The organism is Clostridium polyendosporum, from assembly GCF_018332455.1.
Lineage (GTDB): Bacteria > Bacillota > Clostridia > Clostridiales > Clostridiaceae > Clostridium_AY > Clostridium_AY polyendosporum.
The window spans coordinates 166,055-183,184 of sequence record NZ_BOPZ01000001.1 but is presented as its reverse complement, the minus strand read 5'-3'; the positions used below and the strand labels follow the sequence as shown (position 1 = coordinate 183,184).

20 protein-coding genes are annotated in these 17,130 nt (G+C 32.7%); 4 read left to right on the top strand and 16 right to left on the bottom strand.

Annotation, left to right across the window (positions count from 1 at the left end; genetic code table 11):
* Positions 1-8: 8 nt before the first annotated feature.
* Both pepF and CPJCM30710_RS00750 read right to left on the bottom strand, forming a co-directional pair.
* Positions 9-1,808 (bottom strand): oligoendopeptidase F, encoded by a 1,800-nt coding sequence (gene pepF, locus CPJCM30710_RS00755; protein ID WP_212902250.1) that lies wholly within the window; start codon positions 1,806-1,808, stop codon positions 9-11.
* 39 nt (positions 1,809-1,847) lie between these two features.
* Complete coding sequence (locus CPJCM30710_RS00750) at positions 1,848-2,246, bottom strand: DUF6762 family protein (protein WP_212902249.1); 399 nt, start codon at positions 2,244-2,246, stop codon at positions 1,848-1,850.
* A gap of 209 nt (positions 2,247-2,455) precedes the next feature.
* On the opposite strand from CPJCM30710_RS00750, the gene CPJCM30710_RS00745 reads away from it, so the two are divergent.
* The 4 genes from CPJCM30710_RS00745 to CPJCM30710_RS00730 all read left to right on the top strand — a co-directional run bounded on the left by CPJCM30710_RS00745 (position 2,456) and on the right by CPJCM30710_RS00730 (position 5,589).
* Positions 2,456-2,860: a hypothetical protein gene (locus CPJCM30710_RS00745; protein WP_212902248.1), complete on the top strand. Its 405-nt coding sequence runs from the start codon at positions 2,456-2,458 to the stop codon at positions 2,858-2,860.
* Positions 2,861-3,045: 185 nt separating this feature from the next.
* A complete protein-coding gene (locus CPJCM30710_RS00740; RefSeq protein ID WP_212902247.1) occupies positions 3,046-3,726 on the top strand; it encodes a metal ABC transporter ATP-binding protein in 681 nt (226 codons plus the stop codon).
* Position 3,727: 1 nt separating this feature from the next.
* Positions 3,728-4,516, top strand: a complete 789-nt coding sequence (locus tag CPJCM30710_RS00735) for a metal ABC transporter permease (RefSeq protein WP_212902246.1) — start codon at positions 3,728-3,730, stop codon at positions 4,514-4,516.
* Between the two features lie 89 nt (positions 4,517-4,605).
* A complete protein-coding gene (locus CPJCM30710_RS00730; RefSeq protein ID WP_212902245.1) occupies positions 4,606-5,589 on the top strand; it encodes a biotin--[acetyl-CoA-carboxylase] ligase in 984 nt (327 codons plus the stop codon).
* A gap of 287 nt (positions 5,590-5,876) precedes the next feature.
* On the opposite strand, the gene CPJCM30710_RS00725 is transcribed toward CPJCM30710_RS00730, so the two are convergent.
* The 14 genes from CPJCM30710_RS00725 to CPJCM30710_RS00660 form a co-directional block, all read right to left on the bottom strand.
* On the bottom strand, positions 5,877-6,683 hold the full coding sequence (locus CPJCM30710_RS00725; protein WP_212902244.1) for an acetyl-CoA carboxylase carboxyltransferase subunit alpha: 807 nt from the start codon (positions 6,681-6,683) through the stop codon (positions 5,877-5,879).
* A gap of 18 nt (positions 6,684-6,701) precedes the next feature.
* Positions 6,702-7,568: an acetyl-CoA carboxylase, carboxyltransferase subunit beta gene (gene accD / locus CPJCM30710_RS00720; RefSeq protein ID WP_212902243.1), complete on the bottom strand. Its 867-nt coding sequence runs from the start codon at positions 7,566-7,568 to the stop codon at positions 6,702-6,704.
* A 10-nt stretch (positions 7,569-7,578) separates the two neighbouring features.
* Complete coding sequence (locus CPJCM30710_RS00715) at positions 7,579-8,925, bottom strand: acetyl-CoA carboxylase biotin carboxylase subunit (RefSeq protein WP_212902242.1); 1,347 nt, start codon at positions 8,923-8,925, stop codon at positions 7,579-7,581.
* 23 nt (positions 8,926-8,948) lie between these two features.
* Positions 8,949-9,371: a 3-hydroxyacyl-ACP dehydratase FabZ gene (gene fabZ / locus CPJCM30710_RS00710; protein ID WP_212902241.1), complete on the bottom strand. Its 423-nt coding sequence runs from the start codon at positions 9,369-9,371 to the stop codon at positions 8,949-8,951.
* A gap of 18 nt (positions 9,372-9,389) precedes the next feature.
* Positions 9,390-9,839, bottom strand: coding sequence for an acetyl-CoA carboxylase biotin carboxyl carrier protein (gene accB, locus CPJCM30710_RS00705; RefSeq protein WP_212902240.1), 450 nt, complete (start codon positions 9,837-9,839; stop codon positions 9,390-9,392).
* A gap of 5 nt (positions 9,840-9,844) precedes the next feature.
* Positions 9,845-11,083 (bottom strand): beta-ketoacyl-ACP synthase II, encoded by a 1,239-nt coding sequence (gene fabF, locus CPJCM30710_RS00700; RefSeq protein WP_212902239.1) that lies wholly within the window; start codon positions 11,081-11,083, stop codon positions 9,845-9,847.
* Positions 11,084-11,097: 14 nt separating this feature from the next.
* Entirely contained in the window at positions 11,098-11,832 is a 735-nt protein-coding gene (gene fabG, locus CPJCM30710_RS00695) for a 3-oxoacyl-[acyl-carrier-protein] reductase (protein ID WP_212902238.1), read from the bottom strand.
* Between the two features lie 27 nt (positions 11,833-11,859).
* On the bottom strand, positions 11,860-12,789 hold the full coding sequence (fabD, locus tag CPJCM30710_RS00690; RefSeq protein ID WP_212902237.1) for an ACP S-malonyltransferase: 930 nt from the start codon (positions 12,787-12,789) through the stop codon (positions 11,860-11,862).
* Between the two features lie 9 nt (positions 12,790-12,798).
* Positions 12,799-13,731, bottom strand: a complete 933-nt coding sequence (gene fabK / locus CPJCM30710_RS00685; RefSeq protein ID WP_212902236.1) for an enoyl-[acyl-carrier-protein] reductase FabK — start codon at positions 13,729-13,731, stop codon at positions 12,799-12,801.
* A 20-nt stretch (positions 13,732-13,751) separates the two neighbouring features.
* Positions 13,752-13,976 carry an acyl carrier protein gene (gene acpP, locus CPJCM30710_RS00680; protein ID WP_212902235.1) on the bottom strand — a complete coding sequence of 75 codons (225 nt, stop codon included), beginning with the start codon at positions 13,974-13,976 and terminating at the stop codon, positions 13,752-13,754.
* Between the two features lie 45 nt (positions 13,977-14,021).
* A complete protein-coding gene (locus CPJCM30710_RS00675; RefSeq protein ID WP_212902234.1) occupies positions 14,022-14,996 on the bottom strand; it encodes a beta-ketoacyl-ACP synthase III in 975 nt (324 codons plus the stop codon).
* Positions 14,997-14,998: 2 nt separating this feature from the next.
* On the bottom strand, positions 14,999-15,466 hold the full coding sequence (locus tag CPJCM30710_RS00670; protein ID WP_212902233.1) for a MarR family winged helix-turn-helix transcriptional regulator: 468 nt from the start codon (positions 15,464-15,466) through the stop codon (positions 14,999-15,001).
* A gap of 250 nt (positions 15,467-15,716) precedes the next feature.
* Positions 15,717-16,136 (bottom strand): Fur family transcriptional regulator, encoded by a 420-nt coding sequence (locus CPJCM30710_RS00665; protein WP_212902232.1) that lies wholly within the window; start codon positions 16,134-16,136, stop codon positions 15,717-15,719.
* A 234-nt stretch (positions 16,137-16,370) separates the two neighbouring features.
* Entirely contained in the window at positions 16,371-16,922 is a 552-nt protein-coding gene (locus CPJCM30710_RS00660) for a manganese efflux pump MntP (protein WP_212902231.1), read from the bottom strand.
* Between the last annotated feature and the right edge of the window lie 208 nt (positions 16,923-17,130).

Genomic DNA, 17,130 nt, shown 5'->3' with positions numbered 1-17,130 from the left:
TTTATACTCTATATAAGTTTTTCTAGCATATCTAAAAGCTCATTAAATCTCTCAATAGTTGCTTCAAGAGGTTTTGATGTAGTCATATCTACTCCAGCCTTTTTTAAAATATTTACTGGATAATCCGCTCCACCAGCTTTTAAGAATCCCTTGTATTTCTCAACAGCCTTTTCCTCTTGCTCCATTATGGACTTTGCAAAAGCAGAAGCTGCTGCATAACCTGTAGCATATTGGTATACATAAAAATCTCTATAAAAATGAGGAATTCTTGCCCATTCACTATCTACTTCTTCATCTACTATCATTTCTTCACCAAAGTATTTCACATTCAAATCATGCCAAATTTGATTTAAGTCCTTCGGAGTTAAAGGTTCTCCTTTTTCAAGACTTTCATGAGTTTTAAGCTCAAACTCTGCAAACATCAGCTGTCTAAATACAGTAGTTCTGATTTGCTCAAGTTCCTGATTTATTAAGTAGAGCTTCTTCTGTTTATCCTCTTCTTTACTTATTAAATGATGTATTAAAAGTATCTCATTTGTTGTAGAGGCAACTTCTGCACAAAAAAGTGTATAATGAGAATAAATATATGGCTGTTCTTTAATTGAATAATACGAATGAATTGAATGGCCCATTTCATGTGCCAGAGTTGAAACATCATTTAAATCAAAGTTATAATTTAGCAGTACATAAGGCATAGTATCATAGGAGCCCCAAGAATAAGCACCGCCTCTTTTCCCTTTATTCTCATAAATATCTATCCATCCAGATTCTATACCTTCTTTAAAAATATCCAGATACTCATCACCTAAAAGATTTAGCCCTTCTGTAACTATTTCTATTGCTTTTTCAAACTCTATATGATCTTTTTCTACATCTACTACAGGAACATAAAGATCGTACATGTGTATGTCATCTAAACCAAGAAGCTTTTTCTTTAAAGCCACATATTTATGAAGAGACTTAATATTCTTATTTATAGTATCTATTGAATTATAATAGACCTCTAATGGAATGTTGTTAGGCTTTAGAGATGCTTCTAATGCACTGGTATATTTTCTTGTCTTAGAATTGAATATAAAATTTTTAACAGAAGATGTCAGTGATGATGCTAACGTATTTTCAAGTTTTTTATATTCTCCAAAAAGAGCTTTAAATGCAGTTTCTCTTACTTTCCTGTTCTTACTTCTTATAAAGCTTGAGTAATTACCCTCTGTTAATTCTACATCATTTCCTTTTTCATCTTTAATAACAGGAAATTTCATATCTGCATTAGTAAGCATACTATGAATATTTGATGGAGCATCCAAACAATCTGAAACTGAAGCCATAAGTTCTTCCACTTGCTTGGAAAGTATATGAGGCTTTTCCTTTAATATGTTATTTAGAAAAAAATCATACATCTTAAGTTCACTAACTTCTTGCATCATTTTTTCTACTGAACCTTCTGGTAAAGATAATATTTCCGGTTCAAAGAATGCTGTATAGCTTGCTAGTTCAGCAAGATATGGATCAATTTTATTTCTCAAGGTTTGAAACTGTGGATTAGATGTATCTTCATCTGCTCTTAAATGCGCATAAACCATCAATTTTTCTGCCTTTCTAGAAACTTCTTCATTTAATTGTAAGAAGGCTAGAACTTCTCTGCCACTATTTAATTTTCCTTCAAATTCTTTTAAAACAGGAGCTTTTTTCTTAAGTTCTTTAAAACCACTTTCCCATGAATCCACCGAATCATATACGCTTTCAATTTTCCACTTATCTTCCTGTTGAATTTCCTCTCTTTTTTTTACCATCTTTGCTTCATTCATATACATCTCTCCTTTCTAGTACCTTAACACTGGTTTTTACTACTGATATTCTTCTTCCTTACCGATTATGTCCTGAAAAACCTTTTCTATCTTTTCTTTTATAAGATTACATACTTCATTTATTACAGCTCTCATTTCTTCATGCTCTTCATCATACTTAAACTTTACAACCCATGTCGGATTATACTCGTCATCCTTTTCTTCTATGTCATATGCAAGTTCGTTAAAAGCTTCTTTTTCAAAAAGATCAAAGATTGCTGAATATTCCCATTCTTCAACATCCTTTTTAGTATCAAAAAATAATGATACATCTCCATCTATACAATAAAGCTTAGTTACATATGCCGCTCCTTCATTTACAGTATAACTACCAAGCTCCTTTATTATCATTCCAGTTGCTCCATCTTTTTCCATTAAAACTAATGATGAAAAATCCATAATTATTCTTCCTTTCTTTTGCTAATCTTTCTCTTTATATTATATTGTTCCCAGAAGTATTCATTCAAGCATTTAAATCATATTACAGCAAAAAAAATACTCCGTATCTCCTATTAAACATTAACTCCAAAAAATAATCAATTATATCCTTTAATATTTTTACATTTTTTGGTAATATATAATTAAATCTTAAAGGAGGGGATCAGTATATGAGCGAAAAAAGAGAGACTTCACTAAAATTAAAAAGAAGAAAGAGAAGAAAACAAAGAATAAGAAGACTTTTTATTATTACTCTTTCCCTAGCTCTTTTATTTATACTTATTAGAGCAAGCTATATTAACTCAAAATGTAAGGATCTTTATTATGCTACTGATTACTATATGACCTCTAAGATTTCTAATTCTCAAAAACTTCTTAGAGTTAAAACGATGAAACTTCTTTTCTCTGATGGGAAAACTGCTATAGTAGAAGTTTATGGTATGCAGGGTAAAACACCCCATGATAACAAAACATATAAAGCATACTTTAAAAGAAATAATACTGCTGATAGTTGGAAACTAGATAAAATCTATGATACTCCAACTAAAGAATTTTCAGAAACTTCTGAAAATTAATTTCGTATCATTAACTCTAACTTATTGCAAACCATTTGCAATAAGTTGTATAATATAGTTAGATTTTTATATACATTCACAAGTTCATAATTAATCCTAAAATTATAAAAAAGTATTTAAAACCTATACTAATTTATAATTCATTAATACTTGAATTTGTGTATCTTTAGACGGAGTTGATGAGTTTGATATCAATTAATAATCTTTGCTTTTCATATACCTCTAAGCCACCATTTATCTTAAATAATATAAATATTAATATTCCTAAAGGAGCATATGTTTCTATAATTGGGCCTAATGGAAGTTCAAAAACCACCTTAGTTAAATTAATGCTTAAACAACTTAAACCTATTAATGGTTCTATTGAAGTAACTACAAATAAGATTGGATATGTACCTCAAAAAGTAGAAAGCTTTAACTCACAATTTACTATAACAGTAAAAGAGGTATTAAGTTGTCATGCAAATGCATTAAATCTTCATGATAAAAAACAAATAGATAAATTCATAGAAAGAGTAAATATGAAAGAATTTAAGAATAAACTTATAGGAACTCTTTCTGGTGGCCAGCAACAAAAGATATTTATAGCACGAGCCTTAATGGGAAATCCTGAACTTTTAGTTCTTGATGAGTTAAGTGCAGGAGTGGATCATAGCTCTCAAAAGGAGATATATGGTTTAATAAAGGACTTAAATAAAAGAAAAGGAATTACTATACTTTCTGTAGAACATAATTTGAAACTTGCTTTAGATTATTCCACTCACATTCTACAATTGCATGAAGGAAAAGCAACCCTCTATACTGTTGATGAGTATAGCAAGATTATAAATAATGGAACATTATTTAAAAATAGAAAGGTAGAATAAAATGTTTGAGCTAGAGTTTATGAAAAATGCCTTTCTGGCCGGCTTTATAATATCTCTTTTATGTCCCTGCATAGGGCTTTTTATCGTATTAAAAAGATATTCTATGATTGGAGATACTCTTTCCCACTCTTCTTTTGCAGGAGTAGCAATAGGTCTCGTTTTAGGATTTAACCCTTTAATAACAGCGTTTATTTTTACATTCATTTGTGCTCTTATAATTGAACTTTTAAGAAATTATTTTAAAAGGTATGCTGAACTTGTAATGTCTATAATACTTACTTTTAGTTTAGGTATTGCCATAATCTTAATTAGCAGCGGCAAATCATCAGCAAAAGTTAATTCGTATTTATTTGGAAGTATCCTGACTGTTTCAAAACAGGATTTAATACTTATAACTTCAGTTGGAATATTATGCTTTCTAGCTATTGCTTTTCTTTATAAAAAACTTATATATGTAACCTTTGATGAAGATGGAGCAAGAGTTGCTGGTATAAATGTTAACATTATAAATTACATTTTTACTCTTATAGTTGGTGCAACCATATCTGTTTCTATAAGAGTACTTGGAATACTTGTTGTATCCTCAATAATTGTTGTACCTGTAGCAGCAGCTATGCAACTTAAAAAAGGATTCACTGCAACCCTTATACTGTCAATGATCTTTGGATTCTTAGATATTACTTTAGGTCTTGTAGCTTCCTACTATATAGATAGTGCTCCAGGAGGAACAATTGCTATTATTTCTGTTATCACGTTAATTATAACTATAATATTTTCAAGAAATACTTAGGATATCAATAATATAGATATCCTTTTTCTTTTAATTTTATAAAAATATAATTATAATTAAACTATTATAATTTAAAGATGGTGATAAAAATGAAAGAACAAATATTAAAAATTCTTAGAGAAACTAATGATTTTATTTCTGGGGAAGTAATGTGTGAAGTCTTTGGAATAACACGATCTGCAATATGGAAACATATAAAAACACTTAAAGAAGAAGGTTATGAAATAGAATCCTCAACAAAAAAAGGTTATAAATTAAAATCTGCACCTGATACTCTTTCTTTTGCAGAACTTTCACCTTATCTAAAGACAAAATTAATAGGAAAGAAAGTATTATATCTTGATACAGTAGACTCTACTAATAATTATGGAAAAATTATTGCCTTAGACGGTGCACCTGATGGTACAGTAATTGTTTCAGAAGAGCAAACTTCAGGCAGAGGAAGATTAGAAAGAAATTTTCTCTCACCAAAGTACAAAGGCATATGGACATCAATAATTGTAAGACCATCATTAGAACCAATTATGGCAGGAAGACTTACTCAAATAGCTGCTGCCGCTCTACATCTTGCAATAAAAGAACAAAATATTATATCACAAATAAAGTGGCCTAATGATATAGTTGTTAATGGAAAAAAAGTAGCAGGAGTTTTAATAGAATTAAACTGTGAGTTATCTGAAATAAAATATGTAGTAGTTGGAGTTGGAATAAATGTAAATCTAGATAAAGAAGATTTTTCTAATGAATTACAAGAAAAAGCAACTTCATTAAAAATTGAAAAAGAGGAATCAATTAATAGAAAACAGCTTCTTGGAGATTTTTTAAACTATTTTGAAAAACTTTATGATGAATTTATAGAAACAGAAGAAATGCCTACGACTCTACAACTTTGTAAGGACAATTCTGCTATTTTAGGAAAAGAAATAAAAATAATAAATAGAGAAAAAGAAGAAATTGGAGTAGCTCTAGACATAGCACCAGACGGTAATCTTGTAGTTAAATATAATGATGGAAAAATAAAAAAAATTTTTTCAGGAGAAGTTTCAGTAAGAGGACTGAATGGATACATATAACTCAGTTGTCTATCTGTATAGATACATAACTTCATAGTTAGTTAAATTTATAATTCAGGGAAAAGCATTGCGTGTCGAGGCTATTTGCTGCCATTTCACGAAGTGAAATCCGGCTTAAATTTAATAGGCTCGATGCATATTAAATTTTATTTAACATGAATTGATTAAGGATTGAGGTTGTTTATCTTTAGTAGGGATTTATATGAGTTAATATAAATTCTTATAAAGCAAAATAAAGGTGGCCATAAGGTCACCTTTATTTTATAGAGAAGTTCTTTTAATCTTTATTAACACTCAGACTCTCCATAATTTCTAAATCTTCTATATCTTAATTCTAAAAGTTCTTCTACTGAATGCTTCTTTAGGTTTTTCAATTCTTCCTGAAGACTATTCTTTATTTCTTCTGCTACCATATCAACATTATTATGTGCTCCTCCCTCAGGCTCACTAATAATTTGATCTATAACTCCGAGTTCATATAAATCCTTTGAAGTTATCTTCATAACTTCAGCAGCTTCCTTTGATCTAGAAGAATCTTTCCAAAGTATAGATGCGAAGCCTTCTGGTGACAATATAGAGTAAATTGAGTTTTCAAGCATCCATACCCTATCAGCTACTCCAAGCGCTAACGCTCCTCCACTTCCACCTTCTCCAATAATTATAGAAATTATAGGTACTTTAAGTCCAGCCATTTCCATAAGATTTCTTGCTATGGCTTCTCCCTGTCCTCTTTCTTCAGCTCCTGCTCCAGGGAAAGCTCCTTTAGTATCAATGAAGCATACTACAGGTCTATTAAATTTCTCTGCCTGCTTCATAAGTTTCAGTGCTTTTCTATATCCTTCTGGGTTTGGACTTCCAAAGTTTCTTTCGATGTTTTCTTTAATATCTCTTCCTCTTTGGATTCCTATCACTGTAACAGGTTTATTATTGAAGAGAGCTATCCCTCCAACTATTGACTTATCATCTCCATACAGTCTATCACCATGGAGCTCAGTAAAGGAAGTAAATATTCTATCAATGTAATCTAAAGCCGTTGGTCTATTCACCATACGCGCTATCAAAACTCTTTCCCATGCAGTTAAAACTTCACCCATAGTATCACATCCTTAAGGTTAATATCCGTGAAGCATAAGGAGATCTGAGAGTACGCTCTTCATCTCTTCTCTTTTTACAATCCTGTCTATAAAACCATGCTCCAATAAGAATTCTGATTTTTGAAATTCTTCTGGTAGTTGTTGTTTTATGGTTTGTTCAATAACTCTTCTTCCAGCAAAACCAACCAATGCCTTTGGCTCTGCTAAAATAATATCTCCCAACATTGCAAATGATGCTGTAACCCCACCAGTTGTAGGATCTGTTAAAACTGTTATATATAATAAACCTGCTTCACTATGTCTCTTTAAAGCAGCACTTGTTTTCGCCATTTGCATAAGTGAGATAATACCTTCCTGCATTCTTGCTCCACCAGAACAGGTAAAAATTATTATTGATTCTTTTCTAGATGTGGCAATTTCTATCGCCTGAGTTATTTTTTCCCCTACTACTGAACCCATGCTTCCCATCATAAAATTACTATCCATAACAGCAATTACAGCATTTCTTCCATTAATTTTTCCTAGACCAGTGACAACAGCATCTCTAATACCTGATTTTTCTTGATTTTCAGCTATTTTATCCATATATCCCGGATAATTCAATGGATTTTTGGCTGTCATGTTTTCATTAAATTCTTCAAACGTTCCTTCATCAACTATAGAAGATATTCTCTCCTTAGCTGAAAGCCTAAAGTAGGCTCCGCAGTTTGTGCATATCTTATTATTATCTTCAACTTCTTTTTTATATAGTATTTTACTGCAGGAAGTACACTTTATCCACATACCGCTAGGGATATTGGGAATATTCTCACTTATATTTTTTTCTTCTGTTTTATTTTCATTTATGGTTATGGTAAAATACTTTTTTTTCTTAAATAATCCCATAAGCCTTCACCTATAATTTTAATATTTCTCTAGCAATAAAGCCAGTATCAAATTCGCCTTCTAAGTATTTAGAATGATTTAATATCTCTAATTGAAAATCTATATTGTTGTTTATTCCTTCTATAGTAAATTCCCACAATGCTCTTTTCATCTTTGTTATAGCCTCATCCCTATTCTTACCGTGCACAATAAGCTTTGCTATCATAGAATCGTAGTAAGGTGGAATAACATATCCGCCGTAAACAGCACTATCAATTCTCACTCCATTTCCACCTGGTAAGAATAAAAAGTCTATCTTTCCCGGTGAAGGTGCGAAGTTATTCCCAGGATTTTCTGCATTTATCCTGCATTCAATAGCATGACCACTTATCTTCACCTCATCTTGAGTAAATGAAAGACGTTCTCCTGAAGCTATGGTAAGCTGTTCCTTAACTAAATCTATGCCTGTAACCAGCTCTGTTACTGGGTGTTCTACCTGAATTCTTGTATTCATCTCCATAAAATAGAATTTACCATATTTATCTAGTAAAAATTCAATGGTTCCTGCATTTTTATAATTCACTGCTTTAGCAGCTCTTACTGCAGTATCTCCCATTCTTGTTCTTAAATCATCATCTAAGACCATTGATGGTGCTTCTTCTAACACCTTCTGGTTTCTTCTTTGAAGTGAGCAATCACGTTCTCCTAAATGAACTACATTTCCATGTTCATCAGCTATGATTTGAAACTCAATATGTCTTGGGTTTTCGATGAACCTTTCCATGTAAACTCTGTCATCACCAAAGTTGGCTTTTGCTTCACTCCTAGCAGTTTCAAAAGCTTTTTCTAGTTCATTGAATTCCTTAACTATTCTTATGCCTTTTCCGCCACCACCAGAAGAAGCCTTTATCATTAAAGGAAATCCTATTATTTCTGCATTTTTCTTTACCTCTTCAAATGAAGATACCGTACCCTCTGTTCCAGGAACAACTGGAACTCCAGCATTGGTCATAACTTCTCTAGCTGTTGATTTATCTCCCATAAGATCAATAGTTGAAGGATCTGGTCCTATGAATTTTATGTTACATTCCTCACACATTCTAGCAAATGTAGAATTTTCAGAAAGAAATCCAAACCCTGGATGTATAGCTTGAGCTCCAGTAACATATGCAGCGCTTATGATATTTCCCATGTTTAAATAGCTATCCTTAGGTTTAGCAGGTCCTATACAAACTGCTTCATCTGCCAATTGAGTATGTAGTGCTTCTTTATCAGCTTCAGAATACACCGCAACAGTTTTTATTCCTAATTCTCTACAAGCTCTTATTATTCTAACTGCTATTTCTCCACGATTTGCTACAAGTACTTTTCTTATCATCAAATCACCTCTCAAGTAGCTTATTATCCTATCATGAACATAAGCTCTCCTTCAACAGCCTTTTTATCATCTACATAAGCTGTTGCCTTTCCTACACCTGCTGGCCCCCTAAGCTTTATTATTTCCACTTCAAGTCTTAAAGTATCACCAGGTACAACCTTTTTTCTAAATTTAACCTTATCTATTCCTCCAAAGAACGCAATTTTACCCTTATATTGCTCCATTGATAAAAGTGCCACAGCCCCTGCTTGAGCAAGCGCTTCTACTATTAAAACGCCAGGCATAACAGGTTCCTGTGGAAAGTGTCCTTGAAAGAAGTACTCATTCATAGTTACATTTTTTATAGCAACAATTCTTTTTCCTTCTTCAAGCTCAGTAACTTTATCAATTAAAAGAAAAGGATATCTATGCGGTATGATTTCCTGTATTTGTTTTATATCAAGCATATCTATCAGCTCCTGAATCTATTTTATTCTAAATAGCTTTTGGCCGTATTCTACCATTTGCTCATTAGCTACAAGTATTTCTGCTATCTCTCCATCTGCATCACTTTGTATTTCGTTCATTATTTTCATAGCTTCTATGATGCAAAGTACGTCACCTTTCTTTACCTTATCTCCAACTTTTACAAAAGGTGGCTTTTCTGTTGAAGGTGCGGTATAAAAAGTCCCAACTATTGGAGAAGTAACAAAAGTTCCTCCCTTTTCTTCTTCTAGAACTACTTCTTCTTTGATATCTTCTATCTTTGAAGGTTTACTTATCGTTGTAGGTTTAACCTTTTCTTGGGTAATAGCTGAAGGTTGAACTCCACCTTTTCCCATCTTTAAAATCACACCATCAAACTCCATCTCGAAGGTAGTAAGCTCAGAATCATTAATTATTTTTATGAGCTCTTTTATTGAAGCATAATCCATATTACCTACCTCCCAGTCCACTTCTTAAATAGAACTACTGCGTTATGTCCTCCAAAACCTAAAGAGTTTGACATTGCGTAGTTAACTACTGCATCTCTTCCCTTTGTTGGTACATAATCTAAATCACAGTCTTCATCCTTTATTTTATAACCAATTGTTGGCGGTATAAAATTCTCTTCTGTTGCCTTAGCACATACTATAGCTTCTATAGCACCCGCTGCACCTAAAAGATGTCCTGTCATAGACTTAGTTGAACTAACTGGAATATTATATGCGCTTTCACCAAATACTCTCTTTATAGCTATTGTTTCAAACTTATCATTTAGAGGTGTACTAGTTCCATGTGCATTGATATAGCTTACTTCTGCTTTCTTTATTCCGGCTTCTTCAATAGCAAATTCCATAGCTCTTGCTGCTCCCTCTCCATCTGGTGATGGAGATGTCATGTGATAAGCATCACAAGTAGCACCATAACCTACAACTTCTCCGTAGATTTTCGCTCCTCTATTTAGTGCATGCTCAAGTTCCTCTAATATTACTACTCCAGCTCCTTCTCCCATAACAAAGCCTTCTCTTTCCTTATCAAAAGGAATAGATGCTCTAGTTACATCTTCATTCTTTGAAAGAGCATTTAAAGAAGCAAAGCCTGCTATACCCATTGGTGTTATAGAGCTTTCTGCTCCCCCAGCAATCATCATATCACTAAAGCCAAACTTAATGTTTCTAAAAGCTTCCCCTATACAGTTAGTTGCTGTGGCACAAGCAGTTACAACAGATGTACATATTCCTCTAGCTCCATAACGAATAGCAATATTTCCTGCTGCCATGTTACCAATAGACATAGGTATAAAGAATGGTGAAACCTTTGATGGTCCTCTTGAATTTAGCTTTGATACCTGTTCTTCAATAGTATACAAGCCACCAATTCCTGATCCTACAATTACACCTAGTCTTTCTTTATTTATTTTTTCAAGATCAAGAGAAGAATCTAAAATTGCCTGATGAGCTGCTGCCATAGCAAATTGACAATATTTATCCATTCTTCTTGCTTCTTTTTTATCTATATATTCTTCTGGTTTAAAATCCTTAACTTCAGCTGCAACCTTAACCTTTTGGTCTGTTGTGTCAAATTGCTTTATAAAGTCAACTCCACTTTTACCTTCTTTTATTCCATTCCAGAAGGAAGCTAAATCATTTCCTAACGGAGTTATCGCTCCCATACCTGTTATTACAACTCTTTTCATCTTCTCACCTTTCCTTACATTACCATGCCGCCATCGACATTCATAACTTGACCAGTGATGTAATCAGCATTTTGTGATGCTAAAAAGCATACAAGATTAGCGACATCTTCTGGTTTACCTAATCTCTTTAGCGGTATGTTGTTTATAAGACCTTCTTTTACTCTATCTGAAAGAACATCTGTCATATCAGTCTCAATAAATCCTGGTGCTACTGCATTACAAGTTATACCTCTTGCTGAAAGTTCCCTTGCAACAGATTTTGTTAGTCCTAAAAGTCCAGCCTTAGAAGCTGAATAATTAGCCTGACCTGCATTTCCAGTTAAACCAACAACAGATGATAAATTAACGATTTTTCCACTTCTTTGTTTCATCATTATAGTTGAAGCTGCTCTTATAGTATTAAATGCACCTTTAAGATTTACATCTATAACCTTATCGAAATCTTCGTCCTTCATTCTCATAAGAAGGCCGTCCTTTGTTATACCTGCATTATTTACAAGTATATCCACTGAACCAAAGTTATCTACAGCAGCCTTTATAAGCTTATCTGCATCTTCTGATATAGATACATCACCTTGTACTGCAACGACTTTAACACCTTTTGCTTCAATTTCATCTATAATATCATCTATAGAACTGCTTCTATAGTTTAAAACTATATTTGCTCCATTTTCAGCAAGCTTAAGTGCAATAGCCTTACCAATTCCTCTACTTGCTCCTGTAACTATAGCAGTTTTTCCCTTTAACATTAATTCACACCCTTTTAGAAGTTTTCCTTATTTTAAACTATCTAGAGTCTTATTTAAAGACTTTAAGTCTTCAATATTGAATACTTTGACATTTCTATCTATCTTCTTACTAAAACCACTTAGTACTCTTCCAGGTCCAAGCTCTATAAATGTATCTATTCCATCGTTAAGCATAGTTCTTACTGAATCTTCCCATTTTACAGAAGACATAACTTGTTTTACTAAGAATGGTTTTACCTCTTCTAAAGATTTTATATAATCTCCAGTAACATTAGTTATTATTGGAGTAGTAAACTGTTTTATTTCTATATTATTAAGCTCCTCTTTCAGTTTTTCTGCGGCTCCTTTTAACATTGAAGTATGAAAAGGACCACTAACTGTTAGAGTAATAACTCTTTTTGCACCTTTTTCTTGTGCTTTTTCTCCAGCAATTTTAACTGCTTCCACTTCACCTGCAATAACAATTTGATCTGGACAGTTATAATTAGCAACTTCAACTATTCCAAATTGTGCTGCTTCCTTTACAGCTTCATCCAATAAACCTCTATCAAGACCAAGTACTGCAGACATACCACCTACACCTTGAGGCACTGCCTCTTGCATGAAGCGTCCCCTATTTTTAACAAGCTTTACTCCATCCTCAAAGGAAAAGGTTCCAGCACATATATGTGCTGAATATTCTCCAAGACTTAATCCAGCAGTAACGTCAAAGTTTATACCTTGACTCTCAAGTACTCTTAGTGCTGCAACTGAAGTAGTTAAAATGGCAGGTTGTGTATTTTCTGTTTTATTAAGCTCATCTGATGGTCCTTCAAAACACAGTGATGATAAATTCATTTTAAGTGCTTCATCAGCTCTTTCAAACACTTCTTTAGCACATTGAAAGTTATCATAAAGCTCTTTTCCCATTCCAACATACTGTGCTCCCTGACCTGCAAAAATTAATGCTGTTTTCATGCCATCCTCCTATTTAAAGCTACTTCTTAACTCCTCATATTGTGAAAACATTTCTTTAATTATTTCTTCACAAGTTTGTTCTTTACTTATCATACCAGCTATCTGTCCAGCCATGAAGGAACCATGTTCTATGTCTCCTTCTCTTACAGCTTTAGGTAGTGTACCTTTTCCTAGCTCTTCATATACCTCTGGAGATGCTCCTTCCTTCTCTAGCTGTTCAAATTTCTTAGATAATTTATTCTTCAGAACTTGTACTGGATGACCTGTTGGTCTACCTGTAACTATAGTATCAATATCCTTAGCCTTTATTACCATGTTCTTGTAGTTTTCATGTATTGTACATTCTTCAGCTACAAGGAATCTTGTTCCAACCTGAACACCCTTAGCACCTAACATAAAAGCAGCACCTATTCCTCTGCCATCACCAATTCCGCCTGCTGCAATTACAGGAATATTTACTGCATCAACAACCTGAGGAACTAATGCCATTGTAGTAAGCTTTCCAACATGTCCGCCGGATTCGCATCCTTCAGCTATAATTGCATCAGCACCACATCTTTCCATTCTTTTTGCAAGTGCCACAGAAGGTACTACTGGAATAACCTTTACTCCATGTTGTTTCCACATTTCAACATATTTTCCTGGGTTCCCTGCTCCTGTAGTTACTACCTTAACTCCCTCTTCGCAAACAACCTTTGCAAGTTCTTCTGCATTAGAGCTAAGAAGCATTATATTTACACCAAAAGGCTTATCTGTCATTTGTTTTGCTTTTCTTATTTGTTCTCTTACATATTCCACAGGCGCATTAGCTCCTGCAATTATTCCAAGACCACCTGCATTGGATACAGCAGATGCTAAAGATGCATCTGCTACCCAAGCCATTCCCCCTTGAAGTAGAGGATATTTTATACCTAATAAGTCACAAATTTCAGTTTTATACATTAATTCTCCCCCCTGTGGGCTTACTCTGTTCTTTCTTCAATATACTTAACAGCATCTGAAACAGACTTAATTTCTTCTACATTTTCAATCTTTACGTTAAACTCTTCTTCTAAATCCATAACTATTTGGAATAAATCTAGTGAATCTGCTCCTAAATCTTCTTGGAATGTTGTTTCCATAGCTATGCTTTCTTCGTCTACTCCTAATTGATTTGCTATTACCTCTTTAATTTTTTCAAATATCATGATTAATTCCTCCTTAAATTTTGGTTTTACCATTTCTTATTGCTTTTACCATTTTATTAATAATGAACCCCAGGTAAGCCCTCCACCAAAGCCTACAAGTACAAGGTTATCTCCTTTTTGAAGTAACCCATTCTTATTCATTTCATCTAAGGCTAGTGGAATGCTAGCTGCTGAAGTATTACCATATTTATGAAGATTCATATAAAATCTTTCTAGTGGAAGGTCTAATTTCTTTGCAGCACCTTCTACTATTCTGAGATTTGCTTGATGAGGAATAATATATTTTACATCCTCAAGTTTTTTCCCTGCAAGTTGTAAAACTTCTTCTACAGCTTGCGGAACTATGTTTACTGCAAACCTAAATATTTCTCTACCATTCATTGCCATGTTGATTTTATCTTCTATATCATCTTTTACAAAAGGATTATGCACATTAAATATACCACAAGATAGAGATGCTCTTCCTAAGGTTCCATCTGATCCAATAGTTGAGGCTAATATTCCTTCCTCTTCTCCCTTTTCAAGAACAACTGCTCCTGCTCCATCTCCAAAAAGTACACAAGTACTTCTATCATTCCAGTCTAAAACTTTTGATAATGTCTCTGCTCCAATGATAAGTGCTCTCTTTTCATCTCCTGCTTTAAGCATTTTTGTTGCAATATTTACTCCATATATGAAACCTGAACATGCAGCACTTACATCAAAAGCATAAGCTTTCTTAGCTCCTATTATATCTTGCACGATGCAGGCAGTTGATGGAGTAAAACTATCTGGAGTAGTTGTTGCTACTATTATGATATCTATATCCATAGCAGTTAACCCAGCATCTTCTAATGCATTCATAGCAGCTTTAGCACCAAGTTCAGATGTATTTTCTCCTTGACTTATTCTTCTTTCCTTGATACCAGTTCTGGAACTTATCCATTGATCATCAGTTTCTACTATTTTTGACAAATCATCATTTGTAACTACGCTTTCAGGAACACCACTTCCTGTTCCTACAATTCTAATACAACTCATAATTACTCCTTATTTCCCTTACTTAACAAAGTGTATTTTTCTTTTAAAAATTCTTCCAGTCTTTCTAAAGAGTGCACCAATACAGCTTCCTCCTTCTCATCTAAACCGGTTACTGTGGCCTTAACCATATCACCATGAAATTTTTTGTGAATTCTATATAAAAGTTTGCCTCTTCTTGTAAGACTTATCTTTACCACTCTTCTGTCTTCTTGTGAACGAATTCTTTCTACGTATCCTTTTTTAACAAGATTATTTATGGCAGCAGTGAGTGTGCCTACAGTAATCCCTAGCATTTTTGCAACTTCACCCATACTTTTTGAGTCATACAGTCCAATAGCTTCTATTGTATGCACTTCTGTTATTGTTACATCACTAAACACACCCATTTTTAATGCATTTTGCTCAATAACAAGAATCTCATTGAAAATATTTACTAGAAGGTCGTTAATAACGTTGTGGGTGTTATTCATCACTTACCTCCTAAAATTACTTTGATTATCAAACATTTTTATAATCAAAGTATATTTAATATCTCCCACTACGTCAATATATAGTTTTCCCTTTAATTCACATAATTATTTGAAATACTGACCAATAAAACAAAAAAGCTATACTTTTTTCACTATAACTCTACCAATCTTAGTACAGCTTCGTTTTTTGTAAAAACTTCCTTAATTTCCCTAAATTTCAACATTTTATTACAATTAATTTATAATATATTTATTCCTTATCCTTGTGCTTACACTCCTCACAAATTCCCTTTAAATCCAGTTTATGTTCTGTTAAAGTAAAGCCTGTCTGAGTTTTAAGTAACTCCCCTATATGCTGCATTGGACACGAAACCTCTATTTCTTTATGACAAAGAGAGCACTCGAGCTTATGAACATGGTGATTTTTCTTTATAGCAAAAGAATATCTTCCTTCTCCTAAATAAAATTTTTCTACAAATTTTTTTTCTTCAAATATTTCCAAAGTTCGATAGACTGTAGAAATATTTAAATTTAATCCCAATCTCCTGCATTCATCATATAAAAAATCTACAGTAACACTGGACTCATTTTTTGTTAAAATTTCATAAATTGCTATTCTTGCTTTAGTTATCTTTATGCCTTTTTCCTTTAAAGCCTCTAATGCCCTCATAACTTACTCCTAAATCTTTTTTCTTTAATTATATCACATTTCAAAATTCATCAAATATCCCTATATTAATAAAGAAAAATATATTTAACATCTTATGACTATAGTAAAAAAGCTTTTATTTTATTATGTAAAGTCTTGAATGAAATAAACCAGCTTCTCTACTTAGATTGATTTTTCTTAATAAAATATATATTAATTCTCTTCTAATGAGTAACATTAATATCTTAAGAAAGGTTATGAAAATATCATTTTTAGTCCAAATATAACTAATATAATTCCACCTATATAATCTGCGTACTTTGATATAAAACTTATTTTTCGAGCATATCTTGACAATAAAAATGCAGCTATACTTAGAATTAAAGTTACTAAACCTATAATTAAGGTATTTGAAAGAATTAGCAAAAAATCTTTAATGTCATGGAAAGCAGTAAAGCCAACAACTAAAGCATCTATACTAACCGATATACCAAGTATTAAATACATTTTAGGTCTTATCAGGAAACACTCATCTTTCTGTTCCATCCCTTCCTTAATCATCAACACACCTACAAAAGCAATTATAATTCCTCCTGCTATATTAGGTATTGTAGCAATATAGGTTTCAAACAAAAGGCCTGCAAAGGCTCCTAAAAAAGAAAATAAAAACTGGAAAAAACCAAATGAAAGAGCAAAAAATAACTTATTTGACTTTTGTACTCCACAATTGATACCTATACTAAGTGCAATCGCTGATGCATCCATAGCAAGGGCTATTGCTATTATTATTAAGCTCTTAAAATCCATAATATCCTCCTTATTTAAATAATTATCTTTTAGTATAGCCTATATATCACAATTTATGACACTTTGCCTATACTGTATCAGCATTACAATATTTATCCAAAACCCCATGTCCTTCAAGCGTGGAATGAAAGGTTATTTTATAGAACTTTAATGTAAATTATAGTGACTTTTTTATAATACAAATAGCAAGTAGAAGACTTTAAAACGC

What these genes read in the sequence shown, in the direction of transcription:
- fabG (WP_212902238.1), bottom strand. Translation starts at nt 11,832, where the DNA reads ATGTTAAAGGGAAAAACTGCTATAGTTACAGGAGCAAGTAGAGGAATT.
- CPJCM30710_RS00745 (WP_212902248.1), top strand. Translation starts at nt 2,456, where the DNA reads ATGAGCGAAAAAAGAGAGACTTCACTAAAATTAAAAAGAAGAAAGAGA.
- accB (WP_212902240.1), bottom strand. Translation starts at nt 9,839, where the DNA reads ATGGATTATGCTTCAATAAAAGAGCTCATAAAAATAATTAATGATTCT.
- CPJCM30710_RS00675 (WP_212902234.1), bottom strand. Translation starts at nt 14,996, where the DNA reads ATGAGTTGTATTAGAATTGTAGGAACAGGAAGTGGTGTTCCTGAAAGC.
- acpP (WP_212902235.1), bottom strand. Translation starts at nt 13,976, where the DNA reads ATGATATTTGAAAAAATTAAAGAGGTAATAGCAAATCAATTAGGAGTA.
- CPJCM30710_RS00670 (WP_212902233.1), bottom strand. Translation starts at nt 15,466, where the DNA reads ATGAATAACACCCACAACGTTATTAACGACCTTCTAGTAAATATTTTC.
- CPJCM30710_RS00730 (WP_212902245.1), top strand. Translation starts at nt 4,606, where the DNA reads ATGAAAGAACAAATATTAAAAATTCTTAGAGAAACTAATGATTTTATT.
- accD (WP_212902243.1), bottom strand. Translation starts at nt 7,568, where the DNA reads ATGGGATTATTTAAGAAAAAAAAGTATTTTACCATAACCATAAATGAA.
- fabZ (WP_212902241.1), bottom strand. Translation starts at nt 9,371, where the DNA reads ATGCTTGATATAAAACAAATACAGGAAATCATACCGCATAGATATCCT.
- CPJCM30710_RS00725 (WP_212902244.1), bottom strand. Translation starts at nt 6,683, where the DNA reads ATGGGTGAAGTTTTAACTGCATGGGAAAGAGTTTTGATAGCGCGTATG.
- CPJCM30710_RS00715 (WP_212902242.1), bottom strand. Translation starts at nt 8,925, where the DNA reads ATGATAAGAAAAGTACTTGTAGCAAATCGTGGAGAAATAGCAGTTAGA.
- fabF (WP_212902239.1), bottom strand. Translation starts at nt 11,083, where the DNA reads ATGAAAAGAGTTGTAATAACAGGTATGGGAGCGATAACTCCGTTAGGA.
- pepF (WP_212902250.1), bottom strand. Translation starts at nt 1,808, where the DNA reads ATGAATGAAGCAAAGATGGTAAAAAAAAGAGAGGAAATTCAACAGGAA.
- CPJCM30710_RS00735 (WP_212902246.1), top strand. Translation starts at nt 3,728, where the DNA reads ATGTTTGAGCTAGAGTTTATGAAAAATGCCTTTCTGGCCGGCTTTATA.
- CPJCM30710_RS00750 (WP_212902249.1), bottom strand. Translation starts at nt 2,246, where the DNA reads ATGGATTTTTCATCATTAGTTTTAATGGAAAAAGATGGAGCAACTGGA.
- fabK (WP_212902236.1), bottom strand. Translation starts at nt 13,731, where the DNA reads ATGTATAAAACTGAAATTTGTGACTTATTAGGTATAAAATATCCTCTA.
- CPJCM30710_RS00665 (WP_212902232.1), bottom strand. Translation starts at nt 16,136, where the DNA reads ATGAGGGCATTAGAGGCTTTAAAGGAAAAAGGCATAAAGATAACTAAA.
- CPJCM30710_RS00660 (WP_212902231.1), bottom strand. Translation starts at nt 16,922, where the DNA reads ATGGATTTTAAGAGCTTAATAATAATAGCAATAGCCCTTGCTATGGAT.
- fabD (WP_212902237.1), bottom strand. Translation starts at nt 12,789, where the DNA reads ATGAAAACAGCATTAATTTTTGCAGGTCAGGGAGCACAGTATGTTGGA.